The organism is Sphingomonas trueperi (assembly GCF_040545665.1).
Classification (GTDB): Bacteria; Pseudomonadota; Alphaproteobacteria; order Sphingomonadales; family Sphingomonadaceae; genus Sphingomonas; species Sphingomonas trueperi_B.
In genome coordinates, this window is the sequence record NZ_JBEPMH010000005.1 from 347,688 (window position 1) to 362,690 (window position 15,003).

Below are 15,003 nucleotides of genomic sequence, written 5' to 3' on the forward strand. Positions count from 1 at the left end.
CGGGCGTGCAAAGTCGCCTGACAACCTTGAGGACTCGCGATGCGCTCACTTCGTCTCGGCCTGTTGCTGGCCACTGCCGCTATTCTCCCCGCCGCTGCACAGACCCAGAAGGCGGACCTGATGACGCCGCCGACCGAGGCGCGGCACTTCACGATCAGCTCCACCGCGGGAAAGCATGGCGATGTCTGGTCCTGGACGCTGGCCGACGGCCGGATTGCCTATCGCATGTCGATGTCGCTGCGCGGCTGGATCACCGAGACCGATGAGGTCGTGAAGCTGGGGCCGGATCGCCGGCCGATCGACGTCGCCGTGCGCGGATTCACCGACAGCGGCGACGCGACCGAGTCCTTCACCGTCGATGCAGGCGGCGTCGCGCACTGGAAGACCGCAGTGGATGCCGGCGAGAAGCCGTTCGGCAAGGCACGCTACAGCAGCTATGGCGGCCCCTGGCTGGCGTTCGAGAACGATGTCGACGCGCTGGTCGCTGCCGGCACGGCGGGGATCGACCTGCTGCCGAGCGGCCATGCCAGCATCAGCATCGGCAAGGCGGTGGAGATCGACGGGCCGGGCGGCAAGAAGACGGTGAAGCTCGCCTATATCACCGGCACCGGCTTCTCGCCCTCGCCGGTGTGGCTGGACGCGCAGAACCGCTTCTTCGGCGTTTCCGGTGGCATGTTTCTGCTGCCCGAGGGCTATGAAGCGGCCGGCCCGAAGCTGAAGGAAGTGCAGGACAAGGAAGCGGCCGAGATGGTGCGCGGCGTGGCGCACCGCTTCCTCGTGCCTGCGAACCGGACGGCGACGCTGGTCGACCATGTACTGTTGTTCGACTCGGTCGCCGGCAAGTACGTGCCCGATCAGGCCGTGCTGATCTCCGACGGCAAGGTGGCCAAGGTCGGCCCGGCGGGCAGCATCGCGGCGCCGGCGGGCGCGACGGTGCTCGACGGCAAAGGGCGCACGCTGCTGCCCGGCCTGTGGGATTCGCACCAGCATGTCGGCGATGACTGGAACCTGCTCCAGAACGTCGCCACCGGCATGACCAATTATCGCAGTCCGGGCTCGTCGATCGAAGATGCGCAGAGCATCTTCAAGCGCCGCGCCGCGGGCGACCTGCTGGCGCCCGACGGCAAGGTCTCGGTGATCATCGACAAGAAGGATCCGCTGGCGGCGCAGGGCGCGCTGACGGTCTCTTCGGCGGCGGAAGCCGTGGCGGCGGTGGACAAGATCAAGGCCGCCGGCATGTGGGGGGTGAAGTTCTACACCTCGATGGACCCGGCCTGGATCGCCCCCGCCGCAGCCGAGGCGCACAAGCTGGGGCTGCATGTGCACGGCCACGTCCCCGCGCATATGCGCCCGCTCGATGCGGTGCGCGCCGGCTATGACGAGGTCACCCATATCAACTTCATCCTGATGCAGGCGATGCCGCAGGATGTGGTCGACAAGGCCAATACCGCCGCGCGGCTGGAAGGGCCGGCGCAGTACGGCAAGGACCTCAACCTCGACTCGCTCGAGCTGCGCGCCTTCTATGCCGAGCTTGCCAAGCGCAAGACGATCATCGACCCCACGCTGACCGTGTGGGAACCGCTGATGACGTCGGACGGCAGCGCGGTGCCGCCCGAATATGCCGCCTATGTCGATATCGCGCCGCCGGCAGTGGCGCGCGGCTGGAAGATCGGCGGCTATCCGCTGTTCGCCGGCCTTACCCGCGCCGATTTCCGCAAGAGCTTCGGCAAGATGGTCGAAGTGGTCGGACGCCTGCACCAGGCGGGCGTGCCGATCGTCGCGGGCACCGACGGCTATGGCCTCGAACTGGTCCGCGAGCTCGAGCTGTACCAGCAGGCCGGCCTGACCAATGTCGAGGCGCTGCAGACCGCGACGATCGTGCCCGCGCGGATGGTGGGCATGGACGACCGCGTCGGCGCGATCGCGCCGGGCAAGACGGCGGACATCATCCTCGTCGAGGGCGATGTCTCCAAGGACATAGGCAACCTGCGCCATGTCCAGACGGTGTTCCTCGACGGCTATCGTCTCGACGGCGACGCGCTGCGCAAGGCGAGCGGGCTGACCGGCATGCCCAAGTAACACTTCGTTACGGCACCATTGCAGGTGCGGTGCGTTCGTCCTGCAATGGTCCCTTCTTCCACCCCCTTGCCTGATCGTGGCAATCGCCGGCGCGTTGCGCTGCCGATGGCGGTGTGGACCTTCGTGCTGGCGCTGCTGTTCGCCGCAGTCGCGCCGCTCGGCGAACCCGACACGCTGGCGCATGGCCCAGCGTTCAACCCCGCGACGACCAGCGTGGCGATCGCCGCCAAGCGGAGCGATCAAGCCACAGGCCTGTGGCAGAGCGTCCGCGGCGTGCGGCACGACGGCGCCGGCAGCGGCGGGGCCATGTTCGCCCTGGCACCGGCGCTCGCGTCTGTCCTGGTCCTCCTCGTTCTTTCCTACGCCTGCACGCCGGCCAAGCTGCTACGCCCGGTCCGCTGCGGTGCGCGCGGCGCACGGTCGCCACCGGCACGCCGCTGCTGAGGCGCCGAACGCGCCCCAACGCCTGAACTTCGCCTTCGCCGCCGCTGCGGCGGTAGAGGAGGACTGTATGCGTACAAGAAGAGGCAAGCGGCCCCCCAAATGGTTCGCCATCGCTGTCTGGTCCGGCATTGCCGGCACTGCGGCACTATTGGCAGCCGCGATCGGCGTGGCCCAGTCCTGACCTGCATCGACACCGGTCGCCTTCAGGCGCGACCGGTGTCGAACCAGTTATCCATTTCAAGGAGGATCGATGCCGCATCACGCGCCCCTGATCGCCACCATCGTTGCCGGACTTGTCGTAGCCTTCATCTTCGGCGCGATCGCGCACCGGATCAAAGTCTCGCCGATCGCCGGCTATCTGCTCGCGGGCGTCGCGGTGGGGCCGTTCACCCCGGGCTTCGTCGCCAATTCGGGGCTGGCCAACGAACTCGCCGAGATCGGCGTGATCCTGCTGATGTTCGGCGTCGGCCTGCACTTCTCGCTGCGCGACCTGATGTCGGTGCGCCGGATTGCGGTGCCCGGCGCGGTGGTGCAGATTGCCGCGGCGACCGCGATGGGCATCGGCCTCGCTTATGTCGCCGGATGGGGACTGCAGGCGGGCATCGTCTTCGGCCTGGCGCTGTCGGTGGCCAGCACGGTGGTGCTGCTCCGCGCGCTGCAGGGCCACGACATCGTCCAGACCGAGCGTGGGCGGATCGCGGTCGGCTGGCTGATTGTCGAGGATCTGGCGATGGTGGTGGCGCTGGTGCTGCTGCCGGTGCTGGGCGAAGTGATGGGCGGCGAGGGCGGCGGGTCGCTGCTCCAGCCCTTGCTTTCCACCTTCCTCAAGGTTGCCGGGTTCGTCGCGGTGATGCTGCTGATCGGCCGCCGGGTGATCCCGTGGACGCTGCAATGGGTGGTCGGCACCGGATCGCAGGAGCTGTTCCGGCTGGCGGTGCTGGCGATCGCGCTGGGCGTGGCGTTCGGCGCGGCGCTGGCGTTCGACGTGTCGTTCGCGTTGGGGGCGTTCTTCGCCGGCATGATCCTGGGCGAGACCTCGCTCAGCAGGCGTGCGACCGAGGAAACGCTGCCGCTGCGCGACGCCTTCGCGGTGCTGTTCTTCGTCTCGGTGGGGATGCTGTTCAATCCCTCGGTGCTGGTCGAGCAGCCGCTGGTGCTGCTGGCGGCGGTGGCGATCATCCTCGTTGGCAAGTCGCTGGCGGCGTACGGCATCGTCCGGCTGTTCGGCTATTCGAACCATACCGGGCTCACCGTCGCGGTGAGCCTGGCGCAGATCGGCGAATTCTCGTTCATCCTGGCGGGTCTCGGCACCGATCTCGGGCTGATGCCGGCGGCGGCGCGCGACGTGATCCTGGCCGCCGCGATGCTTTCGATCTTCCTCAACCCGTTCCTGTTCGCCTGGGTGGCCAAGCGGTACGAGGCGGCGGAAGCGAGTCGCGAGGCCGTCGCCCCGGTCGATCTGCCCAAGGGGCATGTGATCCTGATCGGCTATGGCCGGGTCGGCAAGATGATCGCCGAGGATCTCCAGCAGCACGGCAAGGCCTTCGCGCTGATCGAGGACCAGAACGACATGGCCGAGCAGGCGCGCAAGGCGGGTATCACCGTGGTGGCGGGCAATGCCGTTGACGTGCGGACGCTGGTTGCCGCGCAGATCGGCCAGGCGAGCAAGCTGCTGATCGCGATCCCCGCCGGGTTCGAGGGCGGGGCGATCCTCCAGCATGCCCGCCAGCTCGCGCCCGGCGTCCCGGTCGTGGTGCGCGCCCATTCGGCCGACGAGGTCGCCCACCTCGAAGGCCTGGGCGCCGACGAAGTGGTGATGGGTGAGCGCGAGATCGCCAACCGGATGATCGAACTCGCCCGGAGCATGCCCGCGGGATCGGATCAGCCGGCGATCAGCCCCGCATAGGCCGGCAGGCGGTGGAGCGTCGCGCCGTTCAGCGCCTCCACCACCGTCAGCCCGTCCACCAGGACGGGCGGCAGGTCGACGGGGGCCGCCGAGAGGTTGAAGGCGCAGACGAGGCGCGCGTCGCCGGCGGTGCGGGCGAAGACCAGCAGCGCTTCGTCGGCGTGGAGTACCGCCATCGCGCCTTCGACCAGCGCCGGGTGCTGCTTGCGCAGGTCGATCAGCCGGCGGGTGAGGCGGAGCAGCGAGGCGGGGTTGGCCTCCTGCACGTCGACCGCGCGTCCGAGATGATCGGGGCCGAGCGGCAGCCAGGGGCGGGCAACCGAGAAGCCGGCATTGGGCGCATCGGCTACCCAGGGCATCGGCGTGCGGGCGCCGTCGCGGCTGAGGGTGAGCGGCCAGTTGGCGATCGCCTCGGGGTCCTGCAGGTCCTCATAGCCGATCTCGACCTGGGTGAGGCCCAGTTCCTCACCATAGTACAAAATCGCATTGCCGCGTAAGGAGAGCAGCAGCAGCATCTTGAGCGCGGCGAAGGCGGCGCGATGCTCGGGTGCGACCCAGCGCGAGATCGCGCGGGGCGCGTCATGGTTCTCGAACGCCCAGCTCGGCCAGCCCACGCCCGGCGCCTCGGGCCACTCGGCGACGGCGTCGCGGACCAGCGCGGGTGTCAGGCGATCGGCGTAGAGGAAGTTGAAGCCATAGGCGCTGTTCAGGCGGGTCTCCCCGGCAGTGAACAGGTGCATCTCGGCTTCCGGAGAGGGGCCGCCGACTTCCGCGACGGTGAAGCGATCCGGATAGCCATCCGCCAGCGCACGCAGCTTCTCGAGCAGCAGCGGAATGTCGGCATGGCTCTGATTGTAGATATGGTGCTGGAAATCGAAGGGGCGGGTGCGTGGGGCGCCCGTGTCCGGCGCGGGCGGGTTATCGCACAGCTGCGGATCGTGCATCGTGAAGTTGATCGCATCGAGCCGGAAGCCGTCGACCCCGCGATCCAGCCAGAACTTGGCGGTGGCGAGGGTGGCGGCCTGCACGTCGGGATTGTGGAAGTTGAGGTCGGGCTGCTCGCGCAGAAAATTGTGGAGGTAGTACTGGCCGCGCCGCGCGTCCCAGGTCCAGGCCGGGCCGCCGAATACCGACTGCCAGTTGTTGGGCGGGCTGCCGTCGGGCTTGGCGTCGGCCCAGACATACCAGTCGGCCTTCGGGTTGGTGCGGCTGGTGCGGCTCTCCTGGAACCAAGGGTGCTGGTCCGAGCTGTGCGAATAGACTTGGTCGATCAGGACCTTGAGGCCCAGCGCATGCGCGCGGGCGACCAGTGCGTCGAAGTCCGCGAGGGTGCCGAAAACGGGATCGACACCGCAGAAATCGGCGATGTCATAGCCGAAGTCCCGCATCGGTGACGTGAAGAAGGGCGAGATCCACACCGCATCGACACCCAGCGCTGCGACATGATCGAGCCGTGCGGTGATGCCGGGCAGGTCGCCCACGCCGTCGCCGTTCGAGTCCGCGAAGCTGCGCGGGTAGATCTGGTAGATCACCGCGCCGCGCCACCAGGGCCGGGTTTCGGTGGAAAGCGCGCGCATCGTCATCAGGTTCACTTGGAGGCTCCGGCCGCGCAGACGGCATAGCCGAACGCGGGAAGGGAAAGGGTGAGGCTGCCGGGGGCGGCAGCGTTGGCGGGGCAGGTGCCTGCCAGGGTGCGGAAGGCGGTGGAGCCGGTCTCGACCTGGATATTGCCGGTCCAGGCCTCGCCGCCGGTGTTGAAGGCGATTACGGTTTCGGCGCCGGTCTTCGGATCGAAGCGCGAGACGGCGAACAGCCCGGGCTTGTCGCTGGCAAAGCGCGTGACCTGGCGACCGCGGGTGAGGGCCGGGTGGCTCGTGCGCAACCGGGCGAGCGTGGCGATCTCGCGGAACAGCGGGTGGCCGGGGTTGAAGCTCGGTGTCGCGGTCGTTGCATCCGTTCCGAGCAGCTTGTTGTCGTTGTAGCTGGCCACCTTGCTGCCGAACATGTCCTCGCGGGCGTCCTGGTCGTTGCCGTCGCTGACGAAGCCCTGTTCATCGCCGGAGTAGATCGTCGGAGCGCCGCGGAGCAGCAGCAGCATCGCCTGGGCGAGCTGGACGCGCTGGAGCAGTTCGGCCTGGCCGATCTTGGGATTGGCCTGCTGGATGAAGGTGGCAGCGCGGCCCGCATCATGGTTGCTGACGAAGGTGGGCAAGCGGTGCGCGGTCTTCTCGCCGCCCTCGTACAGCACGTCCGCCGCGAAGACCTTGGCGAGGCGATCGGTGCCCTTGCCGCCGGCGACGTCGATCACCGCCTGGTTGAACGCGAAGTCGAGCACCGCCGGGAACTTGTCGACGCGGGTGTGCTGGGCCAGCGCGGCGACCTCCGGATCAGCGACCTCGCCGAAGATGTGGAAGTTGGGGATGCCCCTTGCCTTGGCGCGGGCGAGCATCGCGGGGACGAAGGCCTGCCAGAACGCCGGGTTCACATGGCGCGCGGTGTCGATGCGGAAGCCATCGATGCCGAAGCGATCGATCCAGCCGCCGAAGATGTCGATCATGCCCGCGACGACACGCGGATGTTCGGTCATCAGGTCGTCGAGGCCGACGAAATCGCCCATCGTCGAGCTCTCGCCCGCGAAGGTCGAGTTGCCGCGATTGTGGTAGTAGATCGGGTCGTTGAGCCAGGCGGGCACCTTCACGTTGCGCTCCGCCTCGGGGACGACCGGCGTATAGGCATAGTCGGGGCGGGTGAGCCTGGCGAAGTTGGCGGCGCTGTGGTCGCCATCGCCCGCAAAGCCCGGGTTGATCGCGGCGCCCGTGACGCCGCCCTTGCGGCTATACGGATAGTCGGCGCGGCTGCGATAGCTGCAGTCGCCGCACTCGCGATACTGGATCACGTCCGCGGTGTGGTTCACTACGATGTCCATATAGACCTTGATGCCGCGCTTGTGGGCGGCGTCGACCAGCGTCTTGAACTCGGCATTGGTGCCGAAATGCGGATCGACCTGGGTGAAATCGGTGATCCAATAGCCGTGATAACCGGCCGATTCCTGCCCCTTCGGGCCCTGCACGGGCTTGTTCTTGAAGATCGGCCCGACCCAGATCGCGGTGGCGCCCAGCGCCTGGATATAGTCGAGCCGGTTCAGCACGCCCTTCAGGTCGCCGCCATGGTAAAAGCCCTTGGACGCGGGATCGAAGCCGGTCACGAGCCGGTCGCCGTTCAGCCCGCCGCGATCGTTCGCGGTGTCGCCGTTGTCGAACCGATCGGGGAGGAGGAAGTAGAGCACTTCGTCCTCGGGCAGCCGGTCGCGATAGGTCTGCGCCATGGCCGGCGTCGCGGCGAGCGCGGCGGCGAGCAGGGCGAGGGTGGTCGAACGGATCATGCGGCAATCTCCGCGTCCGCAGCGCCGTGCGTGCGGACGAAGTCGCTATGGGGGAGCATCTGCGCGACTTCGCGCGCATTGAGCTTGGCGAGAAGGTCGAGATATTCGGCGATCTGCGCGACGGGCGGCTGATCGGCGAGCGGGTGACGGCCATGCGCGGCGATGCCCTGGCCGACCAGCACCTGCAGCCAGGCGACGTCGCTGAACAGATCGCCGTCCTCGCGGACGATCTCGCCAGCTTCGCGCCACAGCGCGATCTTCCCGGCAAGGCCGGCGGGCGGCGGGGCTTCACGCCGCTCGCGCCAGAAGGGCTCATCGCGGTCGTTCGCCCAATAATGCAGGATCAGGAAGTCGCGGATACGCTCGCTCTCGTGCGCGGCCTGGCGATTGTAGCTGTCGCGCAGCGGCGCGAGCACGCGGCGGCCGGGGAGAAGCTTGAGCACGCGTTCCACGGCGGACTGGATCATGTGGATGCTGGTCGATTCGAGCGGCTCAAGGAAGCCGCTCGCCAGACCCAGTGCGATGACGTTGCCCGCCCAGGCGACTTCTCGCCGCCCGGTGCGGAAGCGGATCGGGCGCGGATCGCCAAGTGCGGGTTCGTCCAGCCCGGCGAGCAGCCGCGCGGCGGCGTCGTCGTCCGAGAGGTGGTTGCTAGAATAGACGATGCCGTTGCCGGTGCGGTGCTGCAGCGGAATCCGCCATTGCCAGCCGGCATCGTGCGCGGTGGCGCGGGTATAGGGGGTGAAGTCGCGGGCACGTGCGCTGGGTACGGCGAGCGCGCGATCGCAGGGCAGCCAGTGCGACCAGTCCTGATAGCCGACGCCCATCGCCTCGCCGATCAGTCGGGCGTGGAAGCCGGTGCAATCGAGGAACAGGTCGCCCTCGATCCGGCGATCGCCGTCGAGGTGGAGCGCAGCCACGTCGCCATCCTCGCCCTTGCGGGTGACGGCTTCGATCCGTCCCTCGTGCCGCACCACGCCGTGCGCCTCGGCATAGGTGCGCAGGAAGCGCGCATAGAGGCCGGCGTCGAAATGGAAGGCGTAGGGCATTTCCGGCAGCACCCGGGCGGTGCGGGCGGGGCCGCGCTGCATCCGGCCGGCAAGCGCTGCGACATTGTTGAGCGCATAGGCCGCCAGCGGCTCGGCGACCCCCTCTGCCATCCCGCGCAGCCACGTGTGCCGGAAGGCGAGCAGGCCATTGTCGCGGCCGACATCGCCGAACGCGTGCATGTAGCGCCCGCCCTTCGTCCAGCCGACGAACTCGATCGCCAGCTTGTAGCTCGCCTGGGTGGCGGCGACGAAGGCGTCCTCGTCGATGCCGAGGCTGGCGTTGAACATCCGGATCTGCGGGATGGTCGCCTCGCCGACGCCCACCGTGCCGATCGCATCGGATTCGACGAGCGTGACGGTGAAACCGGCGCCGAGGAAGCGGACCAGCGCCGCCGCGGCCATCCATCCGGCCGTGCCGCCGCCGGCGACGACGATGCGATATGGTGCTGCGACTGCCATGGCGCTCCCCCTCCGGTGCCGATGGAACGGCCCGATCTCCTGGCGGAGACCGGGCCGCCGTACTTTAGAACTTGTACGTGATGCCGAGATAATAATCGCGGCCGTAGCGCTGATATTCGCGCACCAGCCGGGTATCGCCCGCCTCGGTGGTGATGAACGGCGCATCGGTGAGGTTCTTGGCCTGCGCCAGGATCGCCAGACCCTTCAGCGGACCGGTCTGGAACTCATAGCCGATCTGCGCATCCAGCACGCCTTCGGACTTGCCGGTGCGGAACTCCGGATTTGCCGAGAGGCCGGCCAGCTCCGCGAGGAAGCTGTCACGCCAGCGATAGGTGGCGCGCGCCTGGAAGCCGTTCTTCTCGTAATAGGCGGTGCCGGTGGCGATCCACTTGGACTGGCCGGGCAGGGTGACCGGCGTGTTCGGGTTGCTGCCATAGACGACGCGGCTGTCGACATAGGAGCCGCTGGCGAAGATGCCGAACCCGTCGAGCGCGTTGGCGAACATGCTGAACGGCACCGATGCGGTGGCTTCCACGCCCAGGATGTCGCCGCGGCCGGTATTGTCCGGGGTCTTCACCAGACCGAACTGCGCATTCTGCGCCCGCACGATCGCCTGGGCCGCGGGGGGCAGGGCACTCAGCAGCGCCGAGAAGTCGTACAGCGTGCTGTTGTTCGGATCGACGAAGTCGGTCAGGTGCTTGTAGAAGCCGGCCACCGAGAGATAGCCGCCGCCGCGCAGATACTTTTCCAGCGAGATATCGATGTTGGTCGACTGGTACGGGCGCAGGCGGAAGTTGCCGCCGTCCGAGCTGAACGGGCTGTTCTGCGGCAGGCTGCCAAGGCCGAGCTTCGACAGGTCGACGTTCACCGCCTGGGTGATGCGCTCCTGGTCGAGGCGCGGGCGCACCATCGTCTGCGCCGCGCCCATCTTCACGTAGAAGGTGGGGACGAGTTCGAGGCTGAACGTCGCCGAGGGCAGGAAGTTGGTGTACTTGGTGCTGTCCGCGACCGGCGCCACGGTCACCACGCCGCCGTTCAGCGCCGCGATCGCACCCGCCGAGCCCTGGTCGGTATGCACCACTTGCAGGCCCAGCGTGCCCTTGAGCGACTTGCCGCCGACCGTGCCGTCGATCGTCAGCTTGGCATAGCCGGTATATACCTTCTCGGTGACGGTGTTGTCGCGCACCAGCGAGCCCGGGCGGTTGTCGAACACCGGCCGCAGCAGGCCGTAAACCTTGAGCGGATCATAGGTCAGCATCTTCGGCACGCCGAGATAGGCGAGCGCAACCTGCTCGCCGAGTACCGCGTCCGAGGGGACGGGGAAGCTGGTCGGGGTGCCGCTGGCGATGGTGCAGCCGGTGCCCGCGCCCGGCGGGCAGAGGAAGTAGGAGGTGTAGCGGCTCTGCTTCTCGCGACGGCTGAAGTTGCCGCCGATTTCCCAGCTCTTGATGATGCTGTCGCTGAACTCGCCGTTGAAGCTGGCGCGCAGCGACTTGAGGTCGTCCTCGAAATCCGGGCGGTTGAGGAAGCCGGCCTGCACCACCGACTGGGTGCCGTTATAGCCCCAGCCGCGCGGATCGGTGAGGCTGATCACGCCCGTGTTGGTATAGTCCAGCGTCGGCACGATGCTGTAGGTGCCGTTCGCATTCTGGTTGATCTTGATCGTGTCCTTGACGCCGGACTGATTATAGCCGGTGCCCGAATAGGTCTCGAGCAGGAAGTCGGTGCGGGTGGCGTGGCTCCAGCTGGCATCGACGACGAAGTGAATGCTGTCGCTCAGCTTGAAGTCGTTGTTCCAGCCCAGCGAGATGTTCTCGGCCTTGCGCTTGTTGTAATCGTTGCGCTGCACGGCGACGACGTTGGAGATCGTCGCGCTCGTGACCAGCCCGTTCTGGACGGTGTAACCCGGCTGGATCGTCGCGTTCGAGCCGTAGGCCGGCGCGATCGGGAACTCGATGCCGCGCAGGCGCTGCGTTTCCTCGAAGTGCGAATAGAGGCCGTCGAAGGTCGAATGGAAGTTCTCGCTCGGCTCCCACTCCACCGTCGCCACGCCGCCATAGCGCTTGAGCAGGTTCGACTGCACATAGGGCTTGGCGCCGCCGAGGAAGAGGTTGTTGCCGGCGTTGGACTCGGCCGGGAAGCCCCAGGCGGCGTAGCGCTCGATCTGGGTCGGCGTGTTCTGCGCGGAGACGCCGATCGCGATGCCCAGCGTATCGTTCGCGAATTTGTCGACATAGGTCGCCGACGCGCGATAACCGTAGCGGGTGCCGTCCGGATTGAGCTTCTTTTGCTCGTTCATCTGGCCGCGTGCGGCAACGACGAAGGTGCGCTGCGACTGGGCGAGCGGGCGCAGCATGCGCAGGTCGACCGTGCCCGCGATGCCGGCGGCGATCAGCGACGCGTCCGCCGACTTGTAGACGTTTACGTTCTTGAAGAACTCCGAGGGATACTGGTCGAACTCGACACCGCGATTGTCGCCGACGGTCACCTGCTCGCGTCCGTTGAGCAGCGTGGTGGAGAAGTCGGGGCCGAGGCCGCGGATCGACAGGCGCTGGTCGCGACCTTCGAGGCGCTGGGCGGTGACGCCGGGGATGCGCGCCAGCGAGTCCGCGATCGAGACGTCGGGCAGCTTGCCGATGTCTTCGGACGAAACCGAGTCCACGATCATCGTGTTGTTGCGCTTGATGTTCGCCGAACTGGCGAGCGCGGCGCGGAAGCCGGTGACGACGATCTCGCCGGGGCCGCTATCCTGCGCATCGGCGGCGGGGGTGCCGCTGTCCTGCGCGAAGGCGGCAGTGGTGAAGCTGAAGGCGATCGCGGCGGCGCTGGCGCCGAGGGCGATGCGGGCGGCACGACGGCCGCGGAACGTGCTGAGCAACATGTCTCTCCCCAATCTGTCTCTACCCCGGCTCTTGGGTGGCCGGATGAATGCCCGCCCCATGCGGGATGCGCCGGATCTGCGCAGTGCTGCATTCAATCTTGCAAAAGGGGGTATGGAGGCCAGCCGCTCACATACGTATTCAGGCCCGTTTCGGACCCGCTATGGCCTTTTGGCACCATCCGTAGATTGACGGGGGGTGCCGATCCCGCCCATGCATAATATGCGATGCGGTGAAAACGACCGCACGCCGGGAGAGGACCAGCATGGGCATGCAGCGCAAGCCTACATCATTCGATATCGCGCAGCTGGCAGGCGTCTCGCAGCCAACGGTTTCGCGCGCGCTGCGTGGCGAGTCGGGCGTAAACCCGGCGACCCGCCTGCGTATCGAGTCGATCGCCAAGCAGTTGAACTACCGCGTCGACAAGGCGGCCTCCAATCTCCGTACGCGGCACTCGCAGACGCTGGCGCTATTGTTCTTCGAGGATCCGACCTCGGACGATTCGCTGATCAATCCCTTCTTCCACTCGATGCTGGGATCGATCATCCGAACCTGTGCCGAGCATAATCACGATCTGCTGATCAGCTTCCAGCAGCTCTCCAGCGACTGGCACACCGATTACGAGGATGCGCGCAAGGCCGACGGGCTGATCCTGCTCGGCTATGGCGATTTCGAGCTGTACCGCGCGCGGCTCAAGGCACTGCGGGATGCCGGCACGCATTTCGTTCGCTGGGGATCGGTGCTGGCCGAGGGCGCGGGGCTGACCATCGGCTGCGACAATCGCGGCGGCGGCGGCGAGGCCACGCGGCATCTGCTCGGGCTCGGCCGCAAGCGAATTGCATTTTTGGGTACGGCGTCGAGCCACTATCCCGAGTTTCACGAGCGCTATCGCGGCCATGCCGAAGCGCTGGCCGGGGCGGGGCTCTCTGTCGACCCCGCGCTGCAGATCGATGCGATCACCACGGAGGATTCCGGGGCGGCCGCGGCGCAGGCGCTGCTCGACGGCGGCGCGCACTTCGACGCGATTCTCGCGGCGAGCGACCTGATCGCGATCGGCGCGATGCGGGTGCTCCAGGCCGCGGGCAAGCGCATTCCAGAGGATGTTTCGGTGATCGGTTTCGACGATATTCCCGCGGCCAGCTCAGCGAGCCCGCCGCTCACCACCGTCATGCAGGACGCCCGGCTTGCCGGCCGCACGCTGGTGGAGACGTTGATCGGACGGATACGCGAAAAGCCCGTCGGCCCGGCACTGCTGCCCACCAAGCTGATCGTCCGCAAATCGTGCGGGGCATGAGCGTGGAGAAACCCCGCCAGTCCTTCGTCGGCCTGTGGAACATCAGTTTTGGTTTCTTCGGGATCCAGATCGGCTTCGCGCTGCAGAATGCCAACATGAGCCGGATCTTCCAGTCGCTCGGCACGCGGCTGGACGACCTGCCCGCGTTGTGGGTGGCGGCCCCGCTGACCGGCCTGCTGGTCCAGCCGGTCATCGGGCACCTCAGCGACAAGACCTGGCTGGGGCGGCTCGGGCGGAGACGTCCGTACTTCCTCGGCGGCGCGATCCTCGCCGCGCTCGCGCTACTGTTGATGCCGGAAAGTCCGGCGCTGTGGTTCGCGGCAGGGCTGCTCTGGATACTCGACGCCTCGCTCAACATCTCGATGGAGCCGTTCCGCGCCTTTGTCGGCGACATGCTGCGCAAGGACCAGCACAGCGCCGGCTATGCGGTGCAGACCGCGTTCATCGGGATGGGCGCGGTGCTGGGGTCGATCTTCCCCTGGGCGCTCGAGCATCTCGGCGTCTCCAATGCCGCGGTTGCGCACGGCGTGCCGGACACGGTCAAATACGCCTTCTGGTTCGGCGGCGCGGCGCTGTTCTGCTCGGTACTGTGGACCGTGCTGACCACACGCGAATACAGCCCGGCGGAAATGGCGGCGTTCGACGGCCCCGCGGCCTCTGACGAAGCAGCGTCGGTGCGACTGCTCGCGGCGCGGCATCCGGCGGCGGGCCTGCCCTGGATCGTCGCGGGTGCGCTGGTCGTGCTGGCCGTAGCGCAGCTCCGGCTGGAGAAGGAAGTCTATCTGCTGGGCGGCTTGCTTGCTGCCTATGGTCTCGCGCAGATCGTCGCGATTCTGCGGGCGCGGGCAGGGCGGGCCAGCATGCTCGGCCATATCGTCGGCGACTTCGCCGGCATGCCGGTGCTGATGAAGCGCCTGGCGGTGGCGCAGTTCTTCAGCTGGTCCGCACTGTTCATCATGTGGATCAACACCACGCCGATCGTCGCGGGCGCCTTCTATGGCTCGCCCGATCCGAAGAGCGCGGGCTATCAGGAAGGCGCCAATTGGGTGGACGTGCTTTTCGCCACCTATAACGGCGTGGCAGCGGTGGCGGCGCTGACGTTGCTGCCCTTGCTCTCCGCACGCTTCGGCAAGGCGCGCACGCACATCTTCGGGCTGCTGTGCGGGGCGGCGGGCTATGCGAGCTTCTTCCTGGTGCGCGATCCGGCGTGGCTGATCGCCAGCGAGATCGGCATCGGCATCGCCTGGGCGTCGATCCTGGCCATGCCGTATGCGATCCTCGCCTCCAGCCTGCCCCAGGCCAAGCTCGGCATCTATATGGGGTTGTTCAACGTTTTCGTGGTGGTGCCGCAGCTGCTGGTCGCCACGGTCATGGGCTCGATCATGAACCGCTTCTTCCCCGGTGAGCTGATCTGGACCATGGCGTTCGCGAGCGGGACGCTGCTGCTCGCGGCGCTGGCGATGCTGCGGGTGGCGGCGCTGTCGCGGGAGTAGGCTATTTCCCGTCGCCGT

General features: G+C 67.5%; 9 protein-coding genes. 5 read left to right on the top strand and 4 right to left on the bottom strand.

From position 1 onward, the window contains the following. The first annotated feature begins 39 nt into the window (after nucleotides 1–39). The 3 genes from ABIC65_RS17375 to ybaL all read left to right on the top strand — a co-directional run bounded on the left by ABIC65_RS17375 (nucleotide 40) and on the right by ybaL (nucleotide 4,429). On the top strand, nucleotides 40–2,079 hold the full coding sequence (locus tag ABIC65_RS17375) for an amidohydrolase family protein (protein ID WP_354310354.1): 2,040 nt from the start codon (nucleotides 40–42) through the stop codon (nucleotides 2,077–2,079). A 66-nt stretch (nucleotides 2,080–2,145) separates the two neighbouring features. Continuing rightward, nucleotides 2,146–2,523, top strand: coding sequence for a hypothetical protein (locus ABIC65_RS17380; RefSeq protein WP_354310355.1), 378 nt, complete (start codon nucleotides 2,146–2,148; stop codon nucleotides 2,521–2,523). A 250-nt stretch (nucleotides 2,524–2,773) separates the two neighbouring features. Next, nucleotides 2,774–4,429: a YbaL family putative K(+) efflux transporter gene (gene ybaL, locus ABIC65_RS17385; protein ID WP_354310356.1), complete on the top strand. Its 1,656-nt coding sequence runs from the start codon at nucleotides 2,774–2,776 to the stop codon at nucleotides 4,427–4,429. Here the strand turns inward: ybaL and ABIC65_RS17390 are convergent. From ABIC65_RS17390 to ABIC65_RS17405, 4 genes are all read right to left on the bottom strand, one after another. Further along, on the bottom strand, nucleotides 4,405–6,012 hold the full coding sequence (locus tag ABIC65_RS17390; protein ID WP_354310419.1) for an alpha-glucosidase: 1,608 nt from the start codon (nucleotides 6,010–6,012) through the stop codon (nucleotides 4,405–4,407). The two genes, ybaL and ABIC65_RS17390, sit on opposite strands and share 25 nt — an antisense overlap. Before the next feature lie 5 nt (nucleotides 6,013–6,017). Continuing rightward, nucleotides 6,018–7,811: an alpha-amylase family glycosyl hydrolase gene (locus ABIC65_RS17395; protein ID WP_354310358.1), complete on the bottom strand. Its 1,794-nt coding sequence runs from the start codon at nucleotides 7,809–7,811 to the stop codon at nucleotides 6,018–6,020. Beyond that, the gene (locus ABIC65_RS17400; protein ID WP_354310360.1) at nucleotides 7,808–9,319 is read right to left on the bottom strand and encodes a tryptophan halogenase family protein; all 1,512 of its coding nucleotides are present in this window, start codon (nucleotides 9,317–9,319) and stop codon (nucleotides 7,808–7,810) included. The genes ABIC65_RS17395 and ABIC65_RS17400 overlap by 4 nt, the downstream gene beginning before the upstream one ends. A gap of 64 nt (nucleotides 9,320–9,383) precedes the next feature. After that, nucleotides 9,384–12,200, bottom strand: coding sequence for a TonB-dependent receptor (locus tag ABIC65_RS17405; RefSeq protein ID WP_354310362.1), 2,817 nt, complete (start codon nucleotides 12,198–12,200; stop codon nucleotides 9,384–9,386). Between the two features lie 263 nt (nucleotides 12,201–12,463). On the opposite strand from ABIC65_RS17405, the gene ABIC65_RS17410 reads away from it, so the two are divergent. Both ABIC65_RS17410 and ABIC65_RS17415 read left to right on the top strand, forming a co-directional pair. Then, nucleotides 12,464–13,492, top strand: coding sequence for a LacI family DNA-binding transcriptional regulator (locus ABIC65_RS17410; protein ID WP_354310363.1), 1,029 nt, complete (start codon nucleotides 12,464–12,466; stop codon nucleotides 13,490–13,492). Continuing rightward, nucleotides 13,489–14,985: an MFS transporter gene (locus tag ABIC65_RS17415; protein WP_354310365.1), complete on the top strand. Its 1,497-nt coding sequence runs from the start codon at nucleotides 13,489–13,491 to the stop codon at nucleotides 14,983–14,985. The genes ABIC65_RS17410 and ABIC65_RS17415 overlap by 4 nt, the downstream gene beginning before the upstream one ends. The last annotated feature ends 18 nt before the right edge of the window (nucleotides 14,986–15,003 follow it).